A 26,390-nucleotide genomic window follows, 5' to 3' on the forward strand; every position below is an offset into this window, starting at 1 on the left:
CCAAGGGGGACTGGGAGGAACTTTGCTGGATCTTGCAGAGCGGCTGTCCGCGCGGGTGGAAGGTGACGTGATGCTCGACGCGTTTTCGCGCGGGCGCTATGCGACGGATGCCTCTTTCTACCAGATGATGCCCTTGGGCGTGCTCTGCCCCAAGTCCGAAGATGATATCCTTGCTGCGATCGACATCGCGCGCGAGCAGCGCATCCCGATCCTGCCGCGCGGGGGTGGCACCTCGCAATGCGGGCAGACGGTGAACGAGGCGCTGGTGCTGGATAACACCCAGTACTTCAACGATATTCTTGAACTGGACGTCGAGAATATGCGCTGCGTGGTGCGTCCGGGCATCGTTCTGGACGAGTTGAACCGCGCGCTGGCACCGCACGGGCTGTGGTTCCCCGTCGATGTCTCGACCGCCTCGCGGGCGACCATCGGGGGGATGACGGGCAACAATTCCTGCGGTGGCAAGTCGATCCACTTCGGGATGATGCGGGATAACGTGCTGAGCATCGAAGCGATCCTGGCCGATGGCAGCAAGCATCACTTCGGCGTCGGGCGGAACGACCAGAACGCGGCCTATGCGGGCTTGCAGGACGACCTGTTGCGCCTTGGCGCGCGCGAGGCGGACGAGATCGCCGCGCGGTTCCCGAACGTGATGCGCCGCGTGGGCGGGTACAACATCGACGCGCTGGTGCCCGGGGTGGCACCGCAGAACCTCGCGCATCTGCTGGTGGGTTCCGAAGGGACGCTGGCCTATTCCACGGCGATCGAGCTGAAGCTCTGGCCGCTCATTTCCGGCAAGGCGCTGGGGGTTTGCCATTTCCCGACGTTCTACCAGGCGATGGATGCGGCCCAGCATCTGGTCAAGCTGAAGCCGCAGGGGGTGGAACTGGTCGACGACACGATGATCGCGCTGGCGCGCGACATCCCGCAGTTCCGCAAGACGGTGGAGGAATTCGTCACGGGGGCGCCGGAGGCGCTGCTGCTGGTGGAGTTCATCGAAGGGGATGCGGCCGCGAATGCCGCGAAGCTGCGTCGGCTTGAAGAAATGATGGGCGATCTGGGGTTCTCGTGGAAGGGCACCGGCAAGAAATGGGGCGGTGTGACGCCGGTCACGGATGCGGGGCTGCAGGGCCGGATTGCGGAGCTGCGCAAGTCGGGGCTGAACATCATGATGTCGATGAAGGACGAGGGGAAACCTGTCTCCTTTGTCGAGGACTGCGCGGTGGAGCTGCCCGATCTGGCGGAATACACCGCCGGGCTGACCGAGATATTCGAGCGGCACGGGACCAAGGGGACGTGGTACGCGCATGCCTCGGTCGGGTGTCTGCACGTGCGTCCGGTGCTGAACCTCAAGCTGGATCAGGACGTCAGGACGATGCGCGAGATCGCGGAGCAGTGTTTCGATCTGGTTGCCCGCTACAAGGGATCGCATTCGGGCGAACACGGCGACGGGATCGTGCGGTCGGAGTTTCACGAAAAGATGTTCGGGCCGCGGATGGTCGCCAACTTTGAAGAGGTAAAGCGGCGGCTGGACCCGGATGGGCTCTTCAATCCCGGCAAGATCACAAATCCGCCGAAGATGGATGACCGGAGCCTGTTTCGCTATACGCCCACGTATGGCGTCAAGGACTTCGAGACCGCGCTTGACTGGTCCGCCTTTCCCGGCAGTGCAGGCGGGTTCCAGGGTGCCGTGGAGATGTGCAACAACAATGGGGCCTGCCGCAAGCTGAAGGGCGGGGTCATGTGCCCTTCGTTCCGGGTGACGCGCCGGGAACAGGACCTGACGCGGGGGCGGGCGAATACGTTGCGGCTTGCGATCTCGGGGCAGTTGGGGCCGGATGCCTTTACCTCGGACGAGATGGCGGAGACGATGAAGCTCTGTGTCTCGTGCAAGGGCTGCAAGCACGAGTGCCCCACCGGCGTCGACATGGCGCGGATGAAGATCGAGGTGCAGGCGGCGCGGGCGAAAAAGCACGGGATCAGCGTGCATGACCGGCTGGTGGGCTACCTGCCGCGCTATGCGGTCTGGGCGTCGAAGGTGCCGTTCCTGATGAACCTGCGCAACCGGGTGCCGCTGCTGGCCCGACTGATGGAGCGGCCCACGGGATTCACCGCCAAACGCGCCCTGCCCCGCTGGCATGCGCGACCCTTCCGCGATGACGAGGTGAAGGCCAGGGGCGACGTGCGGGCGGTGCTTTTTGCCGACAGTTTCAACCGGTATTTCGAGCCGGAGAACCTGCGCGCGGCGGTGCGGGTGTTGCAGGCGGCGGGCGTGTCGGTAGAGGTGGTTAAGCCTTTGCGAGGGGTGCGGCCGCTGTGTTGCGGGCGGACCTTCCTGTCGGCGGGGCTGGTCGATGAGGCGCGGGCCGAAGCCGAACGGCTGGTCGAGGCGCTGACGCCTTACGCCGAGAAGGGCATCCCGATCATCGGGCTGGAGCCGAGTTGCCTGCTGACGCTGCGCGACGAGATCCCGGCGCTCTTGCCGGGGGCTGCGACGGCCAAGGTCGCGGAGCATGCGCTGATGTTCGAGGAGTACATCGCGCGGCAAAAGGACAACCCGGCCTTCAAGCTGAAGCTGAAATCGCCTGCGCCCAAGGTTCTTTTGCACGGGCATTGCCACCAGAAGGCGATGCAGGTGATGTCGGCGGTGGAACAGACGCTGGCGATGCTGTCCGACACAAAGATCGAGAAGATCGAAAGCTCCTGTTGCGGAATGGCGGGGGCCTTTGGCTATGGCGTGGACACCCACGAGATTTCGCTGAAGATGGGAGAGATGGGCGTGCTGCCCGCCGCGCGGGCGGCGGATGCTGATACGATCATCGTGGCGGATGGCACCTCGTGCCGTCACCAGATCGAAGAGAATACGCCCCGCGCGCCGATCCATGTGGCGCGGCTTTTGGAAATGGCTTTGGAGTAGAGCGTCATGTTGGGATCACCGGAATCGGCCATGATCGAGCGACGCTCGCTGCACCTTGAGATCGTGGAGCGCGTGCGCCCGCTGATCGTGGAAAGCGAGCTGGTGCCGGGGTCGAAGGTGCCGGAAAAGGCGCTGTGCGAGCAGTTCAACGTATCGCGCACGCCGATGCGGGAGGCGCTGAAGGTGCTGGCCGCCGAGGGGCTGGTGCGGTTGGAGCCGAACCGGGGGGCCTGGGTCACGTCCGTGACGGTGGATGAGGTGAACGAGGTGTTTCCGGTGCTGACGGTGCTTGAGGCGCTGTCGGGGGAGCTTGCCTGTGCGCATATCACGGACGGGGAAATCCGGGCTGTGCGCAAGCTGCATGACCGGATGATGAAGAGTTATGCGGACCGGGACCTGGCGCTTTACTTCAAGATCAACCAGCAAATCCATCACGCGATCCTGCTGGCCGCGCGGAACGATACGCTGACGAAGTCCTCCGAGGCGCTGTCGGCGCGGATGCAGCGGGCGCGTTATGCCGCGAACATGTCAGAGGATCGCTGGGCCGAGGCGGTGCGCGAGCATGAGCAGATCATAGCCCATCTCGAAGCGCGGGACGCAAAGCGGCTGGGTACGGTGCTGGCGGATCACATGCGCAACAAGCAGGCCTCGGTGCTGCGCTGGCTGCATGCGGATGAGGCTGAGGACAGCGCGACAGGCTGAAGACCCCATGGCGCGCGCGGGAGCGGGAATGTGCCGGAATTGAGGTCGATCAATGCCGCGCCTGCAGCATTGCCTAGAGTTGCGCCGAACGGGAGTGCGCGCGTATGGGCGAGGTTATCTTCAGAACCGAGGGAATCACCAAGGTCTATGACACCGGGGAGGTGAAGGTCTATGCGCTCGCCGGGGTGGACCTTGAGCTTTACAAGGGAGAGCTGACGGTTCTTCTGGGTCCTTCGGGCAGCGGGAAATCGACGCTGCTGAACATTCTCGGCGGACTCGATCACGCGACGGAGGGGCGCGTGTGGTTCGGCGATACGGAATTGACGAACATGTCGAACCGGGGGCTGACGCGGTATCGGCGCGATCACGTGGGGTTCGTCTTTCAGTTCTACAACCTTGTCCCCAGCCTGACCGCGCGGGAGAACGTGCAGCTTGTCACGGACGTCTCGCCCGATCCGATGCCAGCGGAAGAGGCGCTGGGCCTTGTGGGGCTGGGCAAGCGGATGGATCACTTCCCTTCCGAGATGTCGGGGGGCGAGCAGCAGCGGGTGGCGATCGCGCGGGCGATTGCGAAACGGCCGCAGATATTGCTGTGTGACGAGCCGACGGGCGCGCTTGACAGCACGACAGGGGTGCAGGTGCTGGAGGTCCTGCGCGACATCAACGAACGCTTCGGCACGACGACGGTGGTGATCACCCATAACGCATCCATTCAGCGGATGGCGCATCGGGTGATCTTTTTCCAGGATGGCAAGATCAGCGAAGTGAAGGTGAACGATAACCGCATCGCCCCTTCGGAAATCGCGTGGTGAGGGACGATGCAGGCGATTGACCGCAAACTCCTGCGAGACTTCAAGCGGCTTTGGCTGCAGGCGCTGGCGATTGCCATGGTGCTGGCCTGTGGCGTGTCGATCCTGCTGACGGCCATTGGCATGTACGACGCGATGTCCGTAACCCGCGCGGCCTATTACGAGCGAAACCGCTTTGCCGATGTCTTTGCCTCGGCCAACCGCGCGCCGCTGTCGCTGATGGCCGAGATCGAACAGATTGAAGGCGTGCTGAGCGCGGAGGCGCGGATCAGGGGTGAGGCGATCCTCGATATTCCCGGACGGATCCGGACGGCAGTGGGGCAAATCCTGTCCCTGCCGGAGGGTGGCATGCCGGTCCTGAACGTGCCGCTTTTGGTGAGCGGGCGGTTTCCCGGTCCGGGGGCGGTCGATGAGATCGTCGTCAACGCGCCTTTTGCCGAAGAAAACGGTTTTGTGCCGGGAGACAGCTTCAGCGCAAACCTGCGCGGGCAGAAGCGCGAACTAACCATCGTCGGCACCGCGCTGTCGCCCGAGTTCGTCTATACCATCGGTCCCGGTGCCATGATGCCGGACAACGAATCCTTTGGCATCCTGTGGATGACGGAACGCGCGGCGGCGGCGGCCTTTGACATGACGGGGGCCTTCAACGAGGTGTCTCTGGCGCTGGCGACGGGCGCACAGCCCGAACCTGTGATCGACGCGCTGGACGATCTGCTGGAACTTTACGGCGGCCTTGGGGCCTATGACCGGAGCGAGCAGGTCTCGGACGCGTTTCTCGATGCCGAGCTGAAGCAGCTGAGAGGCATGGCGATGATCCTGCCGCCCATCTTCTTTGCGATCTCGGCCTTTCTGGTCAGCATGGTGATGAGCCGGATCATCGCGCTGGAACGCAGCGAGATCGGGCTGTTGAAGGCCATCGGCTATTCGGACGTGGAAATCTGCCTGCATTACCTGATGCTGGCGGGGCTGGTCGCGGTAGTCGGGGTGATCATCGGTTGGGGCGCGGGTACGGTTTTGGCGAGGACGATGGCCTGGCAATACGCGCGTTTCTTCGACTTTCCCTACGTGATCTTCCAGGTGTCCTACTGGGTCTATGCCGCGGCTGGGCTGGCGGGGCTGGCGACCACCAGCATCGGGGCCTCGCAGGCGGCGCTGCGGGCGGCGCGGCTGGCCCCGGCGGTGGCGATGCAGCCCCCTGCCCCGCCGAATTTCAAGCGGACGTTCATCGACCGGGCGATGGCGCGGGTGCAACTGCGGCAGAGCACGACGATGATCCTGCGCAGCCTTTTGCGCTGGCCGCTGCGCAGCCTGCTGACCTCGCTCGGGCTGGCGCTGGCGGTGGCCTCTGTCATTGCGTCGATCTTCATCAACGACGCATTGGACGAGATCGTCGATCTTGCCTTCTACCAGACCAACCGGCAGGACGCGATGCTGGTCTTTGCCGAGGAAGTGCCTGAGACGGCGCTGGAAGATATCCGCCGCCTGCCGGGGGTTTTGCAGGCAGAGAGCCAGCAATTCCACGTCGCCATGCTGCGCAACGGGCACCTTGAAAAGCGCATTTCGGTCGATGCGCGGCGGCCCGGCAGCGACCTTGCCCGCGTGCTCGACACCAATGGGCAGCCCGTGATGCCGCCGCCCGGTGGGCTTTTGCTGTCGACGCGGCTGGCCGATCAGCTGGACCTGACCGAGGGCGGTACGGTCGAGGTGGAGTTCCTGACCGGCAAGCGGGAGACCCATGATCTGCGTGTCACCGGAGTGGTTGAGCAGTACCTGGGACTGGGGGCCTATGTCGATTACGATTACCTGAACGCGCTTTTCCGGCAGGCGCCGCGCCTGACCATCGCGAATGTGACGCTCGACGAAAGCCAGATCGACGCACTGCATGCCGAGATCAAGGAGATCCCGAAGCTGACCGGCCTCATCGAGATGACCGAGAACCGGCGGTCCTTTGAGGATACGATCGAGGAGAACATCCTGGTGATGAACACGATCTACATCGTGATCGCGGTGCTGATCACCGTAGGCGTCAGCTATAACGCCGCGCGCATTCAACTGTCGGAACGCGCGCGCGAACTGGCGAGCCTGCGCATCCTCGGCTTTGGCCGGGCGGAGGTGTCCTATATTCTGGTTGGAGAAATCATGCTGATCGCGCTGGTCGCGCAGCCCTTTGGCTGGCTCTTTGGCAGCTGGATCGCGGCGGCGATGACGGATGCCTTTACCAGCGATCTCTACGCGATCCCGCTTGTATTGAAACCGCACACCTTTGCCACCGGCAGCCTGGTGGTGCTGGCCGCGGCCTTTGCCTCGGCCATGGTGGTGCGCAGGCGGTTGGACCGGCTTGATCTGGTGGCCGTTATGAAGACGAGGGAGTGAAACGATGGCCTATTCGAAACGCACGGTGATGTTGATGGCCCTTGGCGTGGCCATTGTGGGCGGGCTGGGATTCGTCAGTTTCCGCCCCGACCCGGTGCCGGTCGATATCGCCGTCGTCACGCGGGGGCCGCTGGAGATCACCATCAACGCCGATGGCAAGACGCAGGTGAAGGACCTTTACGAGGTTGCCGCGCCCATTGCGGGCACCGCGCTGCGGTCGCCGGTCGAGGTGGGTGATCCCGTGGTCAAGGACGAAACGGTGGTCGCGATTGTGCAGCCTGCATCCTCGGGCCTGCTGGATGCCCGGATGCGGCTGCAGGCGGAGGCGGCGCTGCAGGAGGCGCTGGCGGCGCGGCACGTGGCGCAGGCGGATCTGCGGCAGGCGCAGGAGACCGAGAGCTTTGCCCGCTCGCAGTTCGAGCGGACACAGCAGCTGGTCGCGCGCAGCGTGGCCTCGATCACGCGGCTGGAGGACGACACCCAGCGGCTCGCCGCTGCCGAGGCGGCGGTCGAGGCGGCCCAGGCGCGGATCGAGATGGCCGACGGCGTGGTCGAGCGCGCGCGGGCGAGCCTCCTTGATCCGCAGGAGACCGACCGGCAGGGGGAGATGTGCTGCGTCGAACTGACCGCCCCCGCCGACGGCGTGATCCTGTCGGTCGAGGCGATGAGCCAGCGGCCCGTGACCATCGGCTCGCCACTGGTCAGCATCGGCGATCCTGACGATCTTGAGCTTGTTGCCGACATCCTGTCGAACGACGCGGTGCGACTTGGACCCGGTTCTCTGGCCTACGTGGACCGCTGGGGGGGCGATCAGACGCTTGAGGCACGTCTCGACCGTATCGACCCGAAAGCGCGCACGAAGGTTTCTGCGCTGGGAATCGAGGAACAGCGGGTGGACGCCTATTTCACGCTGACCAGCCCGCCGGAGGCGCGGACGAACCTCGGCGACGGTTTCTCGGTGTTCCTGCGCATCGTGGAGTGGCGCGCGGAGGACGCGGTGCAGGTGCCCCTGAGCGCAGTGTTTCGGGACGGCACGGGCTGGGCGGTCTTTGTCGAGGTCGACGGCGTGGCCGAGAAGCGCGGCGTCTCGCTCGGGCGACGGAATGGTCAGATGACCGAAGTGCTGGATGGGCTGCGCGTGGGCGAGCATGTCGTCACCCACCCCAGCGACACGATTGCGACGGGCGTTGCGCTTGTCCAGAGGTCGGCACTGTGAGCCGGGCGGAGCGGCCAGAGACGCGGACCGATGCGGGATGGCACGCGATGCTGGGGGAGTTCACCGGCGGGCTGTCGCCGGCGGCGCTGATTACGGCTTATGTGGACTGGTACATTCACCTTCTGGCTTCGCCCGACAAGCAGTCGGAGCTGGCGGGGCTGGCGGTGGAAAACCTGAGCGAGATCGACCCGGCAGAGGACCCGCGCTTTGCCGATCCGGCTTGGGCCGGGTTTCCCTACAACGTGATGGCGCAGGGATTTCTGGGTGCCCAGCGCTGGTGGGACGCGGCGACGACGGGGCTGCGCGGGGTCGATCCGAAGCACGAGAACATCGTGCATTTCGCGGCGCGCCAATGGCTCGACATGCTGTCGCCCGCGAATTTCGCGCTGACCAATCCGCAGGTGATGGCCCGCACCCGCGCCGAGCGGGGCGAGAACCTGATCCGGGGCGCGCGTTACTGGATCGAGGATTTCAACCGGCTGCTGTCACGCCAGCCGCGCCAGTCGGGACATTACAAGGTGGGCGAGGACCTTGCCACGACACCCGGCGACGTGGTCATGCGCAACAGGCTGGTGGAGCTGATCCGGTATCGCCCGACCACCGAGAGAGTGCGGCCCGAACCGATCCTGATCGTGCCTGCGTGGATCATGAAGTTCTACATCCTCGATCTCACCGAGGAGCGGTCGCTGGTGGCCTACCTGCGCGATCAGGGGTTCGAGGTCTACATCCTGTCGTGGAAAAATCCGGGCGAGGAAGACGCCGAGCTGTCAATGCAGGACTACGTCGATCTGGGCGTGCGCGCGGCGGTGGATCACATCGCGCCGGGCAAAGGCGACCGGCTGCATGCAGTTGGCTATTGCCTTGGTGGCACTCTGTTGGCAATTGCCGCCGCCGCCATGGCGCGGGACGAGGACGCGCGGCTGGCGACAATGAGCCTGCTGGCCTCGCAGGTGGACTTCTCGGAACCGGGGGAATTGGGGCTGTTCATCAACGAAAGCCAGGTGAGTTTCCTTGAGGACATGATGCAGACGCGCGGCTATCTGGAGGCGGACCAGATGGCGGGGGCGTTCCGGTTGTTGCGGTCGAACGACCTGATCTGGAGCCGGGTGATCCGGCACTACCTGCTGGGCGAGCGGACGCAGGACAATCCGCTGATGGCATGGAATGCCGATGCGACCCATATGCCCGCGCGGATGCATTCGGAATACCTGCGCAGCCTGTTTCTGGGCAACGATCTGGCCAAGGGTCGCTTTGAGGTCGACGGGGCCTCGGTCGCGCTGACGGACATCCGCTGCCCGATCTATTCAGTGGGGACCGAGACGGACCATGTGTCACCCTGGAAATCTGTCTTTCGGCTTGGATTGCTCACGGATACGGATGTGACCTTCACCCTGACGAACGGCGGGCACAATACCGGTATCCTGTCAGAGCCGGGACGCGGCGACTGGCATTTCCGCACGGGCCACAAGACAGAGGCGCAACGCCATGTGACCGCGCAGAAATGGTTCGAGCGGACGAAACCGCAGGACGGATCGTGGTGGCCGCATTGGGCCAAGTGGCTTGCGGCGCAAAGCGGCGCGCCGGTAGCAGTGCCGGTGCGACCGAGAAAGAGCCTCGGCTCTGCGCCGGGAACCTATGTCTTCGGCTGACCGGAGCAGCGTGCGCTATTTGTCCGTCTTGCCCTGGAAGGCCTTGGTGCTCATTTCGACCAGCTTGCCGGTTTCGGCCTGGTACTGGTCCATCGCCTTCTGGATGAATTGCGCCTGAATGTGCTGCAGATCGGCCATGTTCTTGCAATTCAGCATCTCGTGCTGTGTCTTCACGTCCTGCTTGATGCGCTCGGCGACAAAGCTGGCAACCTCGGCCTGCATTTCACCGATGGCTTCGAGCCAGGCGGTGCTCATGCCCATGAGATTGGTAAACCCCGCCTCCTGCAACTGGGTGACGGCGTCCATCGGTGTCTCGGCCTTGGACGGGCCGGTCGTTTCGTTGCTCTTGGACATGTGCGATCCTCCGGTTTCCTGACGTTCCGCGCGCAGTCTAGCGCGGCACGACGGGGTGAACCTTGATATCGCTCAATACGAGATGGGAGCGGGCGGCGGATACTCACCGCAGGGATATGGAGCTTTGGTTTGGCTGATCCGATACATGATGGCGGGTTGACCCGGAGCGAGGTTGAGGCCGCCCGCGCGCGCGCCGGCTGGAACGAATTGCCGGAGGCCGAAACGACCGGCCCGCTCCGGGTGCTGCTGCGGCAATTTTCGAGCTTTCTGGTGCTTATTCTTATCGTCGCGGCGTTGGTTGCCGTGGCGCTGGGAGAGTGGATCGACGCGGCGACCATCGGCCTTGTCGTCGTGCTGAACGCGGCGCTTGGTTTTGTACAGGAATGGAAGGCCGAGACGGCACTGGCAAGCCTGCGCAAGCTCTTGTCGCCTCAGGCGATGGTGCTGCGCGACGGCCAGGAAAAGCTGGTCCCCGCGCGCGAGATCGTGCCGGGCGATATCCTGATCCTGACCTCCGGCGCCAAGATCGCCGCCGATGCGGCATTGCTCCGCGCCTCGGACCTGCGGATCGACGAGAGCATCCTGACCGGAGAATCGATGCCCGTGGCCAAGTCGCTTGACGAAGGACGTGACAGGGTTTTCGCGGGCACCGCCGTCAGTTCAGGACGCGCGGAGGCGCGGGTGACGGCGATAGCGGGCGAGACGGAGTTCGGCAAGATCGCGCATCTGACCGGCTCCGTGGGGGTCAAGACCACGCATCTGCAACGCAAGCTGGGGCAGCTTGCGCGCCAGCTGGGGTTGGCGGCTTTGCTGGTGGCGGCAGGCGTGACCGCGCTTGGCCTGATCGTGGGGCGCGATCTGACCGAGATGGTGATGACCGGGCTGTCGCTGTCGGTGGCCATGGTGCCCGAAGGGTTGCCGGCGGTGGTGACGATCACCTTGGCGCTGGGGGCCACGGCGATGGTGCGGCAGAACGCGCTGGCGCGGCGTCTGCAGGCGGTCGAGACGCTGGGGGCGGCTTCGGTCATCTGCACGGACAAGACCGGGACGCTGACCGAGAACAAGATGACCGCCACGAAGGTCTGGACGCTGGACCGGCAGTACGACGTGACCGGCACCGGCTATGACCCTGCGGGGCATATCGAGGCGGAGGGCGCGCGGCTCCGGTTCGGGGACGATCCGGTGCTTGGGGCGCTTCTGCAGACGGGGCTCCATTGCAGCCACGCGCGGCTGGTGCCCGCGGGCAAGACCTGGACGATGATCGGCGCGCCGACGGAAGGGGCGCTGGTGACGCTGGCCTACAAGGGGTGGTGCGACCTGCCGAAAGAGCGGGGGGTGCTGGCCGAGATCCCCTTCAGCAGTGCGCGCAAGCGGATGAGCGTCCTTTACCAGTCGCCGGACGGGGTGCAGGTGCTGACCAAGGGCGCGCCCGAGCAGATCGTCGAGATTTGCACGCAGGTGTTGGGGCAGGACGGCGCAAAGCCCCTGGGCGCGGCTGAACGCGATGCGATCACCCGTGCCTACGAAGAAATGGCGGCGGACGGCCAGCGGGTGATCGCGCTGGCGAGCCGCGCCGCCCCGGATCACCATATCGCCGAAGAGGAACTGACCTTTCTCGGGCTTGTCGGGCTGATCGACCCGCCCCGCGCCGAGGTGCGGGAGGCCATCGCCTCGGCCCAGTCGGCGGGCATCCGGGTGGTGATGATCACCGGGGACAGCCCGATCACCGCCGCGGCCATCGCACGGCAAACAGGCCTGAAGGTGAAGCGGCAGATCAGCGGTCAGGAACTGGATGAGATGGACGACGGTGCGCTTCGGGAGGCCCTTGGCGACGGCGTGCTCTTTGCCCGGACCAAGCCGGAACAGAAGATGCGGATCGTGGCGGCGTTGCAGGCGCAGGACCAGATCGTTGCGATGACCGGCGACGGCGTGAACGACGCGCCCGCCCTGAAACAGGCCGACATCGGGGTGTCGATGGGGGTCCGCGGCACGGACGTGGCGCGGGACGCCTCGGACCTCGTGCTGCTCGACGACAACTTTGCCACCATCGTGCGCGCCATTGGCGAGGGCCGCCGCCAGTTTGCGAATGTGCGCAAGTTCGTGCGTTACCTTTTGTCCTCGAACGCGGGAGAGGTGATTGCGCTGGTGGTCAATATCGCGATCGGCGGGCCGCTGGTTTTCCTTGCCACACAGATCCTCTGGATGAACCTTGTCACGGACGGGGTGACGGCGGTCGCCCTGGGGCTGGAGAAGGGCGAGCCAGACCAGATGGCGGAGCCCCCCCGGCGCAAGGACAGCCGCATCCTCGGCCCTGCCGGGATCGGGACCATCGTCGTCCTGGGCATGTACACGGGCCTGTCGAGCCTCTGGATATTCTTCCAACTGCTCGATTTTGGCGTCGAACTCGCGCGGACCACGGCCTTTACCGCGATGGTCGTTTTCGAAAAGGTCAGCGTCTTTGCCTTCCGCTCCTTGAGGCACAGCAACTTCCGGATCGGATGGTTCAGCAATCCCTTTCTCCTGTTGGCGTTGATCGTGACCCTGGGGGCGCAGGTGGCGGCGATCTACTGGCCGCCCTTGCAGGCGCTCTTGCGCACGGTGCCGATTGGATGGGCCGAATGGCAGCTGATCGCAGCCTTCGCCCTGCCGATCCTCGTGGTCCCGGAACTGGCCAAGATCGCCCTGCGCCGCGATCAGCGGACGTAGTAATAGGCAAGGAGGCTCCCGGCGAAGGTGATGAGCACCAGCACGGAATCGAGCCCGATGGTCCCGACCTTTGGCTTGCGGCGCACGATCAGGCCGATGAGGTAGATCGCCGTGACCGCGATGCCGAAGCTGAGCGCGAGTGTCACGGTCTTGGAGGTTTCCTGCAGGATGGGTCCGGCACGAAACAGGATGTCAGCCGGGAACACCAGCACCAGCATGATCAGGTTGCTGCCAAAGATGTTGGAGATCGCCATCGTATAGGCCCCGATGCGCACGGCTGTGATGCTGGTCGTAAGCTCCGGCAGGGAGGTCGCCCCGGCGAGCAGCGTCACCCCGATAAAGCTGGTGCCGAGGCCGGATTGCGTGGCGATGCGTTCGGCAAAGAGCACCAGCAGCAGGCCGAAGATCAGGATCGCGAGGCAGGCGGCAATGGACTGCCAGATCAGCGCGGCATTGCTGCGCGCGCCGAGGCCCGTGGGCGCAGGAAAGGGCAGCGGGTCGGGGTCGGGCAGATCGACCGGTACCCAGTCGCTTGAGTCGTCGTAGCGGCGCAGCATCCAGATGGCACCCGCGTAGGTCACCGCAATGAAGACGCTGCCGAGGCCGACGCCGCCGAAGACAAAGGTTTCGCCGAGGTTGCAGATGATCAGCGCGATGGCCAGCAGGAGCACCAGCAGCGTCGCCTCGAGCGCGTGGTTGGCCTTGCGCGGATAGTTGGTGATGGCCCCTCGCGCCCAGAAATCCGACATGGCAAGGATCGCGGTTTGCAGGGCGATCCCGCCGAAAAGGTTGTTGAGCACCAGGTCGCGCGCCTGTTGCAGCGCGGCGGTCAGGGTTGTCGCCACTTCGGGCAGCGAGGTGGCCAGCGACAGGACCAGAAGGCCTACCAGCGACTTGGCGAGATGATAGCGGTCGGCGAGCGTATCCATGAGATAGGCCAGACGCGCCCCCGCGAACCACACCACGGCGGCGCAAAGCGCGAAAAGCAGCACGGATTGCGACAGGGTTGTGACCGGAATGTCCATGGCCCTGCGTATCAAACACTCGCCTTGGCGCGGTTGATCTGGCTCAATGCGGACGGGCCAGCCAGCGGGCAGCCTTGGGCATGGCAAAAGAACACGGTCACAGCCCCGAGGAAGTCGCCGAGAGGCTCTCTGCCGATACGCAGGGAACGTACCTCAAGGATATGGTCTATGGCGGGATCGACGGGGCGGTGACGACTTTTGCCATCGTCGCGGGCGTCGAGGGTGCGGGGCTGTCGCACGGGATCATCGTCGCACTCGGCATTGCCAACATCCTTGCCGACGGCTTTTCGATGGCGGCGGGGAATTATTCGGGCACCAAGGCGGAACTTGACGACCGCAGGCGGATCGTCCGGGTCGAGGAAAACCACATCGAACACCACCGCGATGGCGAGCTTGAAGAACTCAGGCAGATCCTCGCCCTGCGCGGCCTGTCCGGCGAGGTGCTGGAAGAGGCAGTCCGGGAAATCTCGAACGACAAGGAGAAATGGATCAGCCTGATGCTGACCTTCGAGTACGGGCTGACGCTGGAAGAACCGCACCCGATGCGCGCGGCGCTGGCAACCTTCGGCGCGTTCCTCGTGGCCGGATCGGTGCCGCTTTTGCCCTTTATCCTCAACGTGCCTCAGGCCTTCCAGGTCTCCATCGTCGCGACGCTGGTGACGTTCTTTCTGATCGGCACGGGCAAGAGCCGCTGGTCGCTGGCAAAATGGTGGTGGTCGGGGGGCGAGACGCTCTTGATCGGCACCCTAGCGGCCATCATCGCCTATGTCGTGGGAGGGCTTTTTCACGCCGGGTAGGGTGTGGGGCACGGAAAGGCAGGCGCATTTGGCCTCGTGATTGATGCGCTGCGTCGTGCTGCCTAGCACGAGGCTGGTCAAGCTGCCCAAACCGCGGCGCCCGGTTACGATCAGGTCCGCCTCGATCCGGTCCGCATGGGCGAGAATTTCACCGGCCGCGTCGCCATAGGGCATATGCGTCTCGACATTCTTGCAGCCCACTTCGTGCGCAATGGCAAGACCCGCGTCGAGGATGCGCTGGCCCGCCGCCTCAAGCTCTTCGAGCGTGCGGCGCGGGACCGTGTCGTCGGTGTTGTCGCTGGGTTCGTCATCCATGTCGTCGCGCTCTGCCCTCAGGACATGCACGAGCGTCACATTACCTGCATAGACCTTGGCCAGATCGCAACCGATCCGCGCGGCCATCTTGGCCTTTTCCGAACCGTCGAGGCCGACGATGATTTGTCTGAACATCCCTGCCCCTTTCTGAAGTCACACGGAACCAAAGCGTCAGACCGCGATGATCTCTCCCACGTGCGCCTCGACCGATTTGGCGGGCTGCGCCATGAGGTCCTTGTCGATCTCACCGGCTATCACCGGGGCCAGCGCCTCCTCGACCTCGTCGCGCAGAAGGCCCAGCATGTGCGGCCCGGCGACCAGGATCAGCCGGTCGAATTCCTGCGCGAGAAATGCCTTGGTTACGGCCTTTCCCACGACCTTGGCAAAGTGCCTGTCGGCCTTGCGCTGAGGGTCCGCCTGTTCGACGGCCGACACCCCCGGCCCACCGATGCTGTGGCCCATCCCCGCGCGATCGCGAGGCTGTTCGGGCAGGTCTGCTTCCCATTGATGCGCTTCGAGCGGTACCAGACCCTTGCCAGGACCGCGATTTTCCAGAACCTTCGCGTGCCGGGCGTTGGCAAGAAGGGCCCAGGTGACTACCGGTTTCATCGTCGTCTCCTCTCTCTGTCGTGCGATGCTAGGCCGGACCGGAAAGGGTGGCGTTGACGAAGATCAATCCGGCCCACGCGGGCGGTTATCCGCTGGTCACACGCATACCCCACCAGGTCCGCGCCGTGACGCTTCCGCGTGCCCTGATGCTCAGGCTGACCACCAGGATCGCGATCGAGAAAAGACACCAGACGGCGGGCATCTCGTTGGGGTTGTCGGTCAGGGTCCATGCGAGAAAGGGGCCGGTTACCGCATGCAGGAGCACGAAACGCCAGGCGCCGTAGACAAGTGGCAGGACGAAGACCGCCAGCATGTAGGTGGGAAAGCCGGACCCGAAACCCAGCGCGCGTTCAAGGGGCACCATCAGGCCGTTGTAGGGAATGTTCCAGGCGATGTGCCAGCTTCCCGAAACGGTACAAAGCGCCTCTGCACAAAGCGGTGTGCCGGGCAGGCATTTCCCAAAAGCGGGCACCGGCAGCAGCTGCGCGAGCATCACGGCACCGGCAGCAAGTGAAAGCATGATCACCCAACGGCGCGCCCGCGCCCGGATCGGGGCGGGCACAAGCTCCATCGCGAAGAGGTTGATGACCAGAGGCTGGAAGACGATATGCAGGTAGGAAAGCAGCGTGACGGCCTGGTTCGCCGTCGTGCCGCATTGGTCCAGCACGCCGTAACCGGCCAGTTGCAGCCCCTCCATCACGGTGAAATAGCCCAGCGTCAGCGGAATTGCGGGCGGCTCCTTGCGGGAAAGGGCGATGCCGGTCGCCACCACCCCCGCCGCGACCATCGCGGCAGAGGCTTCGGCGCTCCAGCACATCGGCTCAGGCCCCCGCGAAGCGCGCGGCGCGCGTCAGTGTCTTGCCGGTCTCGCCTTCGGACAAACCGGGCACCTCGCTGGCCAGCGTCTCGAAGGCGTCGAACTGGGACAGGAACACGGCGCCGGTCAGGTGCTGGAGGAAGTCATCCCGCTCAAGGCGGTCCATCACCGGGCCCTTCACCTCGGAGAGCGACAGGGTGATGCCCATTTCCTTGAGCCTTTCGTTGATCGCCTCGAGCGTTTCGAGGGCGCTGAGGTCGATCTCGTTCACCGCCGAGCACATGAGGACCACGTGTTTGAGCGCCTTGTCGTCGATGACGCGGTCGTAGATGTAGTCTTCTAGAAAGCGCGCGTTGGCGAAATAGAGGCTCTGGTCGATGCGCAGGCTGAGGATCGACGGGTCGGTCAGCACGCGGTGGCGGTGGATGTTGCGGAAGTGCTCGGTGCCGCGGACAAGGCCCACCTCGGCCACGTGAGGGCGCGCGGTGTCGTAGAGGAAGAGCAGGATCGAGAGGAGAACGCCTGCGGTCACACCGATCTCGACGCCCAGCAGCAGGGTAAGGAGCATGGTGGCGGCCACCGCGCCGAAGTCGCGCTTGGAGTAGGTCCAGCTGTTGCGCAGGGTGGTGAAATCGACGAGCGACAGGACGGCGACGATGATCGTAGCGGCGAGCGTGGCCTTGGGCAGGAAGTAGATGAGCGGCGTGAGGAACATCGCGGCGATGGCAAGGCCCACGGCGGTGAAGGCGCCTGCGGCAGGCGTTTCGGCACCTGCGTCGAAGTTCACGACCGAGCGCGAGAAGCCGCCGGTGACGGGGAAGCCGCCGGTCAGTGACGCGCCGAGGTTGGCGGCGCCGAGGCCGATAAGCTCCTGATCGGGATCGATGCGCTGGCGCTTCTTGGCCGCAAGGGTCTGGGCGACGGAGATCGATTCCACGAAACCGATGATCGAGATCAGGAGCGCGGGCATGAAGAGTGCCGCGATCAGGTCGGTGGAGAGATCGGGCATGGTGAAGGGCGGCAGGCTTTGCGGGACGGCGCCGACAATCCGCACGCCGCCTTCGTCGAGACGCAGGCCCCAGACCAGCAGCGCGGTGACGACGACAGCGAGGACCGGTCCGGCCTTGGTTGCGAAATCCGCGCCGCGCTTGGGCAGGCCGAGGCGGAGGAGGAGGGGTTTGAGGCCGCTGCGCACCCAGAAGAGGAAGGCGGTGGCGGTGACGCCGATGGCGATGGTGACGGGGTTTGCGTCGGTGAGGTGCGTGGCGAGGCTGAGGAGAAGTTCCACCAGCGTGTGTCCTTCGGCGCTGATGCCGAGGATGTGGCTGAGCTGGCTGGCGGCGATGAGCAGGCCCGAGGCGGTGATGAAGCCGGAGATGACGGGATGCGAGAGGAAGTTCGCGACGAAGCCCATGCGCAGAAGGCCCATGACGACGAGGATTGCGCCGGACAGGCCCGCAAGGGTGAGGGCGGCGGCGGCATAGCCCACGTCCATTGTCGCGGTGACATTGTTGATGGCGGCGGCTGTCATCAGGGAGACCACCGCAACGGGTCCCACGGCAAGCGCGCGGGAGGTGCCGAAGACGCTGTAGAGCATGATCGGGACGATGGAGGCATAGAGCCCCGCTTCGGGCGGCAGGCCCGCGAGCAGCGCATAGGCAAGCGACTGCGGGATCAGCATGATGGTGACGATGACGGCGGCAATCAGGTCGTTGGTCGCCGTCTCACCGGAATAGGTCCGCAACCAGCCGAGGGCCGGCACGTAGCGTGCCAGCCCCTGGGATTTCTTCTTGCGGGGGACGGGAGGCGTGTTCAATTTGCAGCCCCTGCCCCGAGGATGTTTTGCAGAACCGGTGCGAGGTCGTAGCCTGCCGCCCCCGTGGCATCGAGGATGTCATCGAGCGGCATCTTGTCGGCCTGCGCCAGCGACCAGAGCACTGCCGAGCGGGTGCCGGTCCGGCAAAAGGCGAGGATCGGCTTGGGTGCCTCAGTCAGCGCCTTTTGCACGGCGGCGATATCGTCCTTGCTCGCGGCATAGCCCGAGATCGGCACGTGCAGCGTGGTCAGGCCCAGCGCCCTGGCCTCTGTAGCGATGTCGGCAAAGGCGGGTTGATCTGGCGCCTCACCGTCGGGGCGGTTGCAGATGATCGTGCGAAAGCCCTGTTCGCTGAGGGCTTTCACATCGGCTTCGGTGATTTGCGGCGAAACGAAGTAGTCGCCGGTGATCTTGCGGATATCCATCGCGTCCTCCGTTCAAAGCGCGTTGACCGGGAGTTTCAGCATCGGCTTGCCGTCCTTGTCCGTCGGCACCTCGCCCGCCCGCATGTTCACCTGCAGGGAGGGCAGGATCAGCTTGGGCACGGCGAGGGTCGCGTCACGCTCGGTGCGGAACTTGATGAACTCCTCGCGCGAGGTGCCTTTGCCGACGTGGATGTTTTCAGCCTTTTCCTGGCCCACGGTGGTTTCCCACTGGATGTCCCGGCCACCGGGACCGTAGTCGTGGCACATGAAGAGGCGCATGTCGTCGGGCAGCGTCAGGACCTTCTGGATGCTGTCGTAAAGCTCACCCGCGTCACCGCCGGGAAAGTCGGCACGGGCCGAACCGCCGTCGGGCATGAAGAGCGTGTCACCCACGAAGGCCGCGTCGCCGATCACGTGGACCATGCAGGCGGGCGTGTGGCCCGGCGTGTGGATCGCGAAGGCAGGCATGCCGCCGATCTGGTAGGTGTCGCGGTCCTTGAACAGGCGGTCGAACTGCGAGCCGTCGCGCTGGAATTCGGTGCCTTCGTTGAAAACCTTGCCGAAGGTGTCCTGCACCACGGTGATCTTGTCGCCGATACCGATCTTGCCGCCCAGCTTTTCCTGGATGTAGGGCGCGGCGGACAGGTGGTCGGCATGGACGTGGGTTTCGATCAGCCATTCAAGCTTGAGGCCCTCGGAGCGGATGTAGTCGATGATCTCGTCGGCGTGCTCGTAGGTGATGCGCCCGGCGGAGTAGTCGATGTCCATGACCGAATCGATCACGGCACAGGAATCGGAGCCGGGGTCCTTGACCACGTAACTTATCGTATTGGTTTGCGGGTCGAAAAACGCCTTCACCTCGGGGTGGACGTTCATGTTCACGGGATACTGCATGGTGTTCTCCATCTGCGAATTTGAGCGCAACTTACGGCCAACGGCATGCGCCATCAGTGACAAGATCACCTTCGCCCGAAAGCGGGCGCGGTTGATTGAGATGGATCAAGGGAGCGGGGCCGCGCGGCCCCGCTTTCTAGCCCAGCGAGCGGAGAAGTTCCGGCGAGGGATCGCCCGTGGCGGGGACGCCGATACTGGACTGGTAGGCCGCAATGGCCTTGCGGCTGTTGGGGCCGATGACACCATCAGCACCGTCGGTGTCGAAGCCGCGCGCGGTCAGGCGCTGTTGCAGGCGGATGCGGTCGTCCTTGGTCAGCCCGTATTTGTCGGGCGGGAAGCTGGCGCGGATCGGGCCGCCGCCTGCAATACGGTCCGCAAGGTGGCCCACGCCAATCGCGTAGCTGTCGGAGTTGTTGTAGCGCTTGATGACGCGGAAATTGCGGGTCACGGCAAACCGCGGACCGCCCGGTTGCGGCTGGATGATGTCACCCGCGGGTGCGCCATTGCCGACCTCTCCGCCCCATCTGACGCCGCGCGCCCAGCCGTTGTTGGCAAGGTAGGCGGCGGTAGAGGCCAGCGAGTCGGCGGGATTGTCGGACCAGATATCGCGGCGACCGTCGCCGTTGAAATCGACGGCGAAGGCTTGGTAGCTGGTGGGGATGAACTGGGTGTGGCCCATGGCACCGGCCCAGGAGCCCCTGAGATTGCCGGGGGTCGTGTCGCCGGTTTGCAGGATTTTCAGTGCGGCAACGAGTTGCTTTTCGAAGAACGCGCCGCGCCGCCCGTCGAAAGCCAGCGTCGAGGTGGCAGAGACAACCGGGACATTGCCACGCCGTTCGCCGTAGAAGCTTTCCAGCCCCCAGACGGCAGTGACGATCTCGGCCGGGACGCCATAGCGGGCCTCGACCGCCGAAAGCGTGGAGCGGTGGCGGGCAAAGGCCGCGCGGCCCTTGGAGACGCGTTCGTCAGAGGCGGCAATGGCGAGGTAATCCTCGAGCGTGCGGGTGAATTCGGTCTGGTTGCGGTCACGGGTGACGACGCCGGGCAGGTAGCCGGTGCCCCGGAAACCGGCGCTGAGCGTGCCGCTTGATATCCCCTGCCCTGCCGCGCGGTCGCGGAAGCTGGCGACCCAGGCATCGTATGAGGGGTTGGGCGTTGGACGCAGATCGGGCGGCAGGCCACCAGCGTCGCTGGCGCCCGTTGGACCCAGCGCGTTGCTACCGCCACCGCAGGCGGTCAGGCCAAGGGCGCCAAGGCCCAGAAGGGCGGTTCTGCGGGTAAGGTTCATCTGCTCAGCCTCCCGGATTGTTTTCGGGCAGTCTAGCGCAGGAAAAACCCCGCGCAAAGCGGGGTCTTTGAGGGCAAAAGCCAATCGGCGGAAATCAGGCGGCGCGTTTCAGCGTCAGTTCGCTCATGTCAGGTGTCTCGCCGAGATCATGGGCAAGGGCGTTCTCGTGCGGGTACGCGTGGCAGGCGATCCCGGCGGCGCGGGCCGCTTCGATCCCAGGCAGGTAGTCCTCGATGGCAACCGCCTCCGAGGCATCGATCTCCAGTTGCTTGAGCGCATGCAGGTAGAGCGCCGGGTCAGGTTTGGCCGCACAGCCGTCTGCCGCAGTGGTGACAAAGTCGAACCCAAGCGCCTCGGCACCGCCGAGGTTGTCGAGAAGCGCGTCGACGATTGCGCGGTCTGTGCCGGTGACGAAACCGAGCTTGAGGCCGTGCCTGCGGGCTTCTTCCATCGCCTGCGCGATCTGCACCCTGATCTCGAGCCCGCCACGGCGGAGCATTTGCCGGAAAATCTCGGTCTTGTGGGCATGAAGCGCGGCACTGTCCACACGCTCTTCGGCACGCTCTGCGAAAGCCTCGATCCGGCGTTTTCCGCCCGGGATCGCCAGCATCCTTCGGTACTCATCCCGCGACAAGTACCAGTCAAGCCCCGCGTCGTGAAAGGCATCGTTGAAGGCGCTGCGTTGCAGCTCAGAGGTATCGACGAGGACGTCGATCGAACCGATGAGAAGGGCGTTCATGAAAGTTCTCCGTGTTGGACCGCCTTTGGCGTGGTTTCTGATTAGTTGGCTGGGGAATAGAGAGGGACGGTCGACATCGACATCTTGGCCGAACCATTCTGCACGTCGCGGGCGTGGCTGATGTAGATCAGTGCGTTATTCGCCTCATCGAAGATGCGTTTGACGCGCAGGGTCTTGAAAAGAATCGAGCGGCGTTCGCTGAAGACATCCTCGCCCTCGTCACCGCGCGCGATATCGCCGATCTCGATAGTGCCGGTCTGGCGGCAGGAGATGGAGGAGTTGGACGGGTCCTCGAACCAGTTGCCTTTTTGAAGCCGGTCGATGATGCCGCGCTCGAAATAGGCGATATGGCAGGTGACACCCTTGACCTCGGGGTCTGCCAGCGCCTCGACAATGATGTCGTTACCAAGCCAGTCCACGTCGACGGAGCCGACTTCTTCGGCGGCGGCGGACGACAGAAATCCTGAAAATACGAGCGAAGAGGGCATCAGAAAATACTTGAACATGGCCAATAACGCACACGCCCCCGCCCGGGTTCCCAAAAAAAGCGACAATCTGTCACGGGGGGAAATCTGTCGTATTGCACGGCATGAAATCAGAACATATCAAGAACATATGAGCAGAATGAGTCTACAGGAAAAGCTGGCGCTGCTGAGCGATGCGGCCAAATACGATGCCTCTTGCGCGTCGTCGGGCACGTCGAAACGGCATAGCCGCGATGGCAAGGGCCTCGGCAGCACCGAGGGGTCGGGCATTTGCCATGCCTATGCGCCGGACGGGCGCTGCATCAGCCTGCTGAAAATCCTGATGACGAACTTCTGCATCTACGATTGCGCCTATTGCATCAACCGGGTGTCGTCGAATGTGCAGCGTGCGCGCTTTTCGGTCGAGGAGGTGGTGCATCTGACGACCGAATTCTACCGGCGCAATTATATCGAGGGGCTGTTCCTGTCCTCGGGCATCATCAAGAGCCCGGATGACACGATGGCGGACATGGTGCGGATTGCCCGGAAACTGCGGGAGGAACATCATTTCCGGGGGTACATTCATCTCAAGACCATTCCAGACGCCGCGCCGGAGTTGATCGAGGAAGCGGGGCTGCTGGCGGATCGGCTGTCGATGAACATCGAATTGCCGACGGATACCGGGCTGAAAGCCTATGCGCCCGAGAAGAACCCCGATGAGATTCGCAAGGCCATGGGCAATGTGCGGCTGCGCAAGGAAGAGTTGAAGAAACCGACATACACGGGCCGCAAGGCACCCAAGTTTGCTCCGGCGGGGCAGTCCACGCAGCTGATCGTGGGGGCGGATGGGGCGAATGACCGGACGATCCTGCAAAGCTCCACGCGGCTTTATTCATCCTACAAGCTGAAGCGGGTCTATTACTCGGCCTTCTCGCCCATTCCGGACAGCACCGCGAAACTGCCGCTGATCAAGCCGCCGCTGATGCGGGAGCATCGGCTCTATCAGGCGGATTGGCTTTTGCGGTTTTATGGCTTTGAAGCGGAGGAGATCGCGCCGGATCAGGGGTCGGGCATGCTCGATCTGGAGGTCGATCCCAAGCTGGCCTGGGCGCTGGCGAACCGGCATGCCTTTCCGGTGGATGTGAACCGGGCAGGCAAGGACATGCTGCTGCGGGTGCCGGGGTTCGGGACGAAATCGGTGGGGCGCATTCTGAGCGCGCGGCGCAACGGGGCGTTGGGGTACGATGATCTGCGCCGGATCGGGGCGTCTGTGCGCAAGGCGAAACCGTTCATCGTGGCGCGGGATTGGCGGCCCGGATCGCTGACCGACGCTGCGAACCTGCGCGCGCGCTTCGCGCCACCGCCCGAGCAGTTGCAACTGATCTGATGCAGACCGTCACCCTGCCCCGGCTTGGTACCTTCGAGGCATGGCGCAAAGCGGCGCGCGGGTTGGTGGCGGCGGGCGTGCGCGGTGACGAGGTGACTTGGCAGATGGAAGGCGATGCGGCGTCGCTTTTCGGCGGGGTGACAGCCCCGCTGCCGGGACGGGCAGCGCGACAGGTCACGGTCCCGAAGGATTTTCCCCCGTTGGCCAAGCTGCTTTGCGCAAGCCGCGCGGCGGGAGCGTTCGACCTGGCCTATCGGTTGCTGTTGCGGGTGTCGGAGCGGCCCGGACTGCTGCGCAACCGGGCGGACGCGGATGTCGCGAAGGCCGAGGAGCTTGCCAAGAACATCCGGCGCGACATGCACAAGATGAAGGCCTTCGTGCGCTTTCGCGAGGTCACGCCCGAGGCTGCGGCGCGACGGCAGTTCGTGTCATGGTTCGAGCCCGATCACCGGATCGAGGAGTTGATCGCGGGGTTCTTTGCGCGGCGTTTCGGCGACATGGACTGGGTGATCGTGACGCCAGAGGTCACGACGCGGTTCGAGGACGGCAGTATCACGCAGGAAGCCGTTGCGAGCGAGCGGCCCGATCTGACGGACGAGACCGAGGCGCTTTGGCGGACGTACTATGCCAATATCTTCAATCCCGCCCGGCTCAAGATCAAATCGATGCAGGCGGAGATGCCCAAGAAGTACTGGAAGAACCTGCCGGAGGCGGAGCTGATCCCCGGTCTCATCGCCAAGGCCGAGGCGCGGGTGGCCGAGATGCGCGAGGCTGCACCCAGCCTGCCGCCGCTGCGGGCGGCGCGGGTGCTGGAGCGGTTGCATGACACCGAAGCGCCGCAGTTTTGCGGCGGGATGGAGGGGCTAAGCGCGGCGTTGAAGGGCTGCGCGCGTTGTCCGCTGGCGGGGCCCGCGACGCAAGCAGTGCCGGGGGAAGGACCCGAGCGTGCGGCGCTGATGATTGTGGGGGAGCAACCCGGAGATCAGGAGGATCTGGCCGGGCGTCCGTTTGTCGGGCCGGCAGGGCAACTTTTCGACCGGCTGGCAGCAGAAGCGGGACTGGACCGGCAGGCCGCTTATGTGACGAACGCGGTCAAGCATTTCAAATTCGAGGTGCGCGGCAAGCGGCGTATCCATCAGAGTCCTTCCGCCAGCGAGGTGAGCCATTGCCGCTGGTGGCTGGAGCAGGAGATCGCACTGGTTCAGCCCCGGCTTATTCTCGCACTCGGGGCCAGCGCTGCGCTGGCGCTGACGGGCGATGGCAAAGGGATCACCCGGCGGCGCGGGCGGGTTGAGACCGGCCTGCATGGTGGGCCGGTGTTCCTGAGCCTGCATCCTGCCGCCCTGTTGCGCCAGCCCGACGAGCGCCTGGCAAGACGGCAGGAAGACCTGTTTCGACACGACCTGTCTCAGGTTACGGAGATGTTGGGCGGAGAAGATAAGCCCATGCGCGCAGGACGATAGCGACCGGTTCCGTCGCTGGCATCATTTGTCTGACATTTACCCTAACGGGAATCGTTTTTTCTGTTAGGCTCCTCGAACAGGTGTCGTTTGAGGAGTGTTCCGCTCCTTGCGATGAGAACGAGTACGGCGGATTTCGCCACGATATCCGGAAGGTTAACGCCTTGCCGCACCGACAATGACCCGGAAACCGGGCTTTTTCATTATCAACATGGGAGGAAATTATGAACCTCAGACCGGACCCGACATTCCATGCCTCGCCCAAGCTGGCGATGCAGGCCCCCGTCGAGAATTATGCCTTTACCGTCATGCTCAGCCCCGATGGCAAGCAGGGCGACGGGCTTGCCGTGGTCGACCTGAACCCGAAGTCCGACAAATACGGACAGATCGTTCATCAGGTCATCATGCCCAACACGGGCGACGAGTTTCATCATTTCGGCTGGAACGCCTGTTCCTCGGCGCTGTCGCCGCTTGCGGGGCATGCGTTTCTTGAGCGGCGCTATCTGATCGTGCCGGGCATCCGGTCGAGCCGCATCTACATCATCGACGTGAAAGAGCCGCTGAAGGCGAAGATTCACAAGATCATCGAGCCGGAAGAGGTCTTTGCCAAAACCGGCTATTCGCGCCCCCACACGATTCATTGCGGGCCGGAAGGCATCTATGTGTCCACACTGGGCGGTGGCGGGCCCGATGGCACCGATGGACCTCCTGGCATCTTCATCATGGACTGCGAGACCTTCGAGATCATCGGCCAGTACGAAATGGACCGGGGCGAGCAGGACAAGCACTATGATTTCTGGTGGAACCTGCCGCAAGATTACATGGTCAGCTCCGAATGGGCGCTGCCGCCGCAGTTCGAGAACGGGATCGTGGCCGAGGATCTGCTGAGCAACAAGTACGGGCACAAGATCCACTTCTGGGATCTCAGGGCGCGCAAGAACATCCAGACAATCGATCTTGGTGAGAACCATCAGATGGCGCTGGAAATCCGGCCTGCGCATGACCCCAAGAAATCCTACGGGTTCTGCGGCGTGGTGGTGGATACGACGAACCTGCAGGGCTCGATCTTTACCTGGTGGCGGGTGGATGACGGCAAGTGGCAGGCCAAGAAGACGATCACCATCGATCCGCGCCCCGAGAAGGCCGAGAACCTGCCGCCGCTGTTGCAGGGGTTCGAGGCAGTACCGCCCTTGGTCACGGACATCGACCTGAGCCTCGATGACAAATACCTTTACGTCGCCTGCTGGGGACTGGGGGAGATGCATCAGTATGATGTGTCCGACCCGATGAACCCGAAGCTCGCTGGCAAGGTCGAGATCGGGGGGATCGCCCGGAATACCGACCACCCGAACGGCAAGCCCTTTGCCTACGGTCCGCAGATGGTGGAGATCAGCCGGGATGGCAAGCGGGTCTATTGGACCAACTCGCTTTATTCGACGTGGGACGATCAGTTCTATCCCGACAGCGAGGGCGGCCAGATGGTCATGGCCGATGTGGGCAAGGACGGCGGTCTGACGCTGAACAAGGACTTCTACATCGACTTTCCCAAGGGCTACCGCAGTCACCAGATCCGGCTGGAAGGGGGCGATTGTTCGACGGACAGCTTCTGTTACCCGTCGGTCTAGGCA

The 26,390-nt window shown here is 64.2% G+C and carries 22 protein-coding genes; 11 read left to right on the forward strand and 11 right to left on the reverse strand.

Going from position 1 to position 26,390, the window contains the following annotated elements:
- The first annotated feature begins 22 nt into the window (after positions 1-22).
- The 6 genes from AB2B41_RS18665 to AB2B41_RS18690 all read left to right on the forward strand — a co-directional run bounded on the left by AB2B41_RS18665 (position 23) and on the right by AB2B41_RS18690 (position 9,666).
- Complete coding sequence (locus AB2B41_RS18665; RefSeq protein WP_367879338.1) at positions 23-2,917, forward strand: FAD-binding and (Fe-S)-binding domain-containing protein; 2,895 nt, start codon at positions 23-25, stop codon at positions 2,915-2,917.
- Positions 2,918-2,947: 30 nt separating this feature from the next.
- Entirely contained in the window at positions 2,948-3,619 is a 672-nt protein-coding gene (locus AB2B41_RS18670; RefSeq protein WP_367879339.1) for a GntR family transcriptional regulator, read from the forward strand.
- Positions 3,620-3,723: 104 nt separating this feature from the next.
- Positions 3,724-4,431: an ABC transporter ATP-binding protein gene (locus AB2B41_RS18675; protein WP_367879340.1), complete on the forward strand. Its 708-nt coding sequence runs from the start codon at positions 3,724-3,726 to the stop codon at positions 4,429-4,431.
- A 6-nt stretch (positions 4,432-4,437) separates the two neighbouring features.
- A complete protein-coding gene (locus AB2B41_RS18680; RefSeq protein WP_367879341.1) occupies positions 4,438-6,801 on the forward strand; it encodes an ABC transporter permease in 2,364 nt (787 codons plus the stop codon).
- 4 nt (positions 6,802-6,805) lie between these two features.
- Entirely contained in the window at positions 6,806-8,017 is a 1,212-nt protein-coding gene (locus tag AB2B41_RS18685; RefSeq protein ID WP_367879342.1) for an efflux RND transporter periplasmic adaptor subunit, read from the forward strand.
- Entirely contained in the window at positions 8,014-9,666 is a 1,653-nt protein-coding gene (locus AB2B41_RS18690) for a PHA/PHB synthase family protein (RefSeq protein WP_367879343.1), read from the forward strand. Before AB2B41_RS18685 ends, AB2B41_RS18690 begins: the two co-directional genes overlap by 4 nt.
- A 15-nt stretch (positions 9,667-9,681) precedes the next feature.
- On the opposite strand, the gene AB2B41_RS18695 is transcribed toward AB2B41_RS18690, so the two are convergent.
- Positions 9,682-10,020 (reverse strand): phasin family protein, encoded by a 339-nt coding sequence (locus AB2B41_RS18695; RefSeq protein WP_367879344.1) that lies wholly within the window; start codon positions 10,018-10,020, stop codon positions 9,682-9,684.
- Positions 10,021-10,149: 129 nt separating this feature from the next.
- On the opposite strand from AB2B41_RS18695, the gene AB2B41_RS18700 reads away from it, so the two are divergent.
- A complete protein-coding gene (locus AB2B41_RS18700; RefSeq protein ID WP_367879345.1) occupies positions 10,150-12,726 on the forward strand; it encodes a cation-translocating P-type ATPase in 2,577 nt (858 codons plus the stop codon).
- Here the strand turns inward: AB2B41_RS18700 and AB2B41_RS18705 are convergent.
- Positions 12,714-13,751, reverse strand: coding sequence for a sodium:calcium antiporter (locus AB2B41_RS18705; protein WP_367879346.1), 1,038 nt, complete (start codon positions 13,749-13,751; stop codon positions 12,714-12,716). The two genes, AB2B41_RS18700 and AB2B41_RS18705, sit on opposite strands and share 13 nt — an antisense overlap.
- 80 nt (positions 13,752-13,831) lie before the next feature.
- Between AB2B41_RS18705 and AB2B41_RS18710 the strand changes: the two genes are divergently transcribed.
- Positions 13,832-14,548, forward strand: coding sequence for a VIT1/CCC1 transporter family protein (locus tag AB2B41_RS18710; RefSeq protein WP_367879347.1), 717 nt, complete (start codon positions 13,832-13,834; stop codon positions 14,546-14,548).
- On the opposite strand, the gene AB2B41_RS18715 is transcribed toward AB2B41_RS18710, so the two are convergent.
- From AB2B41_RS18715 to AB2B41_RS18755, 9 genes are all read right to left on the reverse strand, one after another.
- Positions 14,498-14,998, reverse strand: coding sequence for a universal stress protein (locus tag AB2B41_RS18715; protein WP_367879348.1), 501 nt, complete (start codon positions 14,996-14,998; stop codon positions 14,498-14,500). The two genes, AB2B41_RS18710 and AB2B41_RS18715, sit on opposite strands and share 51 nt — an antisense overlap.
- A 36-nt stretch (positions 14,999-15,034) precedes the next feature.
- The gene (locus tag AB2B41_RS18720; RefSeq protein ID WP_367879349.1) at positions 15,035-15,472 is read right to left on the reverse strand and encodes a host attachment protein; all 438 of its coding nucleotides are present in this window, start codon (positions 15,470-15,472) and stop codon (positions 15,035-15,037) included.
- Between the two features lie 85 nt (positions 15,473-15,557).
- Positions 15,558-16,289, reverse strand: a complete 732-nt coding sequence (locus AB2B41_RS18725; RefSeq protein WP_367879350.1) for a DUF5765 domain-containing protein — start codon at positions 16,287-16,289, stop codon at positions 15,558-15,560.
- 4 nt (positions 16,290-16,293) lie between these two features.
- A complete protein-coding gene (locus AB2B41_RS18730) occupies positions 16,294-18,105 on the reverse strand; it encodes a SulP family inorganic anion transporter (RefSeq protein ID WP_367879351.1) in 1,812 nt (603 codons plus the stop codon).
- The gene (locus AB2B41_RS18735; RefSeq protein WP_367879352.1) at positions 18,102-18,530 is read right to left on the reverse strand and encodes a protein tyrosine phosphatase family protein; all 429 of its coding nucleotides are present in this window, start codon (positions 18,528-18,530) and stop codon (positions 18,102-18,104) included. The genes AB2B41_RS18730 and AB2B41_RS18735 overlap by 4 nt, the downstream gene beginning before the upstream one ends.
- A 12-nt stretch (positions 18,531-18,542) precedes the next feature.
- The gene (locus AB2B41_RS18740) at positions 18,543-19,436 is read right to left on the reverse strand and encodes an MBL fold metallo-hydrolase (RefSeq protein ID WP_367879353.1); all 894 of its coding nucleotides are present in this window, start codon (positions 19,434-19,436) and stop codon (positions 18,543-18,545) included.
- Between the two features lie 124 nt (positions 19,437-19,560).
- On the reverse strand, positions 19,561-20,712 hold the full coding sequence (locus AB2B41_RS18745) for a lytic murein transglycosylase (protein WP_367879354.1): 1,152 nt from the start codon (positions 20,710-20,712) through the stop codon (positions 19,561-19,563).
- Positions 20,713-20,806: 94 nt separating this feature from the next.
- Positions 20,807-21,451, reverse strand: a complete 645-nt coding sequence (locus tag AB2B41_RS18750) for an HAD family hydrolase (RefSeq protein ID WP_367879355.1) — start codon at positions 21,449-21,451, stop codon at positions 20,807-20,809.
- 41 nt (positions 21,452-21,492) lie between these two features.
- The gene (locus tag AB2B41_RS18755) at positions 21,493-21,957 is read right to left on the reverse strand and encodes a CreA family protein (protein WP_367879356.1); all 465 of its coding nucleotides are present in this window, start codon (positions 21,955-21,957) and stop codon (positions 21,493-21,495) included.
- Positions 21,958-22,066: 109 nt separating this feature from the next.
- Between AB2B41_RS18755 and AB2B41_RS18760 the strand changes: the two genes are divergently transcribed.
- From AB2B41_RS18760 to AB2B41_RS18770, 3 genes are all read left to right on the forward strand, one after another.
- Positions 22,067-23,302, forward strand: a complete 1,236-nt coding sequence (locus tag AB2B41_RS18760) for a putative DNA modification/repair radical SAM protein (protein ID WP_367879357.1) — start codon at positions 22,067-22,069, stop codon at positions 23,300-23,302.
- Positions 23,302-24,765 carry a UdgX family uracil-DNA binding protein gene (locus AB2B41_RS18765; RefSeq protein ID WP_367879358.1) on the forward strand — a complete coding sequence of 488 codons (1,464 nt, stop codon included), beginning with the start codon at positions 23,302-23,304 and terminating at the stop codon, positions 24,763-24,765. Before AB2B41_RS18760 ends, AB2B41_RS18765 begins: the two co-directional genes overlap by 1 nt.
- Positions 24,766-24,986: 221 nt before the next feature.
- The gene (locus AB2B41_RS18770) at positions 24,987-26,387 is read left to right on the forward strand and encodes a selenium-binding protein SBP56-related protein (RefSeq protein ID WP_367879359.1); all 1,401 of its coding nucleotides are present in this window, start codon (positions 24,987-24,989) and stop codon (positions 26,385-26,387) included.
- Positions 26,388-26,390 lie beyond the last annotated feature (3 nt).

It is taken from the genome of Sulfitobacter sediminis (genome assembly GCF_040811725.1).
Lineage (GTDB): Bacteria > Pseudomonadota > Alphaproteobacteria > Rhodobacterales > Rhodobacteraceae > Sulfitobacter > Sulfitobacter sediminis.

Excerpts from the sequence above, each read along its gene's own strand:
- AB2B41_RS18670 (WP_367879339.1), top strand. The coding sequence starts at position 2,948 with ATGATCGAGCGACGCTCGCTGCACCTTGAGATCGTGGAGCGCGTGCGC.
- AB2B41_RS18675 (WP_367879340.1), top strand. The coding sequence starts at position 3,724 with ATGGGCGAGGTTATCTTCAGAACCGAGGGAATCACCAAGGTCTATGAC.
- AB2B41_RS18680 (WP_367879341.1), top strand. The coding sequence starts at position 4,438 with ATGCAGGCGATTGACCGCAAACTCCTGCGAGACTTCAAGCGGCTTTGG.
- AB2B41_RS18685 (WP_367879342.1), top strand. The coding sequence starts at position 6,806 with ATGGCCTATTCGAAACGCACGGTGATGTTGATGGCCCTTGGCGTGGCC.
- AB2B41_RS18695 (WP_367879344.1), bottom strand. The coding sequence starts at position 10,020 with ATGTCCAAGAGCAACGAAACGACCGGCCCGTCCAAGGCCGAGACACCG.
- AB2B41_RS18705 (WP_367879346.1), bottom strand. The coding sequence starts at position 13,751 with ATGGACATTCCGGTCACAACCCTGTCGCAATCCGTGCTGCTTTTCGCG.
- AB2B41_RS18710 (WP_367879347.1), top strand. The coding sequence starts at position 13,832 with ATGGCAAAAGAACACGGTCACAGCCCCGAGGAAGTCGCCGAGAGGCTC.
- AB2B41_RS18715 (WP_367879348.1), bottom strand. The coding sequence starts at position 14,998 with ATGTTCAGACAAATCATCGTCGGCCTCGACGGTTCGGAAAAGGCCAAG.
- AB2B41_RS18720 (WP_367879349.1), bottom strand. The coding sequence starts at position 15,472 with ATGAAACCGGTAGTCACCTGGGCCCTTCTTGCCAACGCCCGGCACGCG.
- AB2B41_RS18725 (WP_367879350.1), bottom strand. The coding sequence starts at position 16,289 with ATGTGCTGGAGCGCCGAAGCCTCTGCCGCGATGGTCGCGGCGGGGGTG.
- AB2B41_RS18735 (WP_367879352.1), bottom strand. The coding sequence starts at position 18,530 with ATGGATATCCGCAAGATCACCGGCGACTACTTCGTTTCGCCGCAAATC.
- AB2B41_RS18740 (WP_367879353.1), bottom strand. The coding sequence starts at position 19,436 with ATGGAGAACACCATGCAGTATCCCGTGAACATGAACGTCCACCCCGAG.
- AB2B41_RS18745 (WP_367879354.1), bottom strand. The coding sequence starts at position 20,712 with ATGAACCTTACCCGCAGAACCGCCCTTCTGGGCCTTGGCGCCCTTGGC.
- AB2B41_RS18750 (WP_367879355.1), bottom strand. The coding sequence starts at position 21,451 with ATGAACGCCCTTCTCATCGGTTCGATCGACGTCCTCGTCGATACCTCT.
- AB2B41_RS18755 (WP_367879356.1), bottom strand. The coding sequence starts at position 21,957 with ATGTTCAAGTATTTTCTGATGCCCTCTTCGCTCGTATTTTCAGGATTT.
- AB2B41_RS18760 (WP_367879357.1), top strand. The coding sequence starts at position 22,067 with ATGAGCAGAATGAGTCTACAGGAAAAGCTGGCGCTGCTGAGCGATGCG.
- AB2B41_RS18765 (WP_367879358.1), top strand. The coding sequence starts at position 23,302 with ATGCAGACCGTCACCCTGCCCCGGCTTGGTACCTTCGAGGCATGGCGC.
- AB2B41_RS18770 (WP_367879359.1), top strand. The coding sequence starts at position 24,987 with ATGAACCTCAGACCGGACCCGACATTCCATGCCTCGCCCAAGCTGGCG.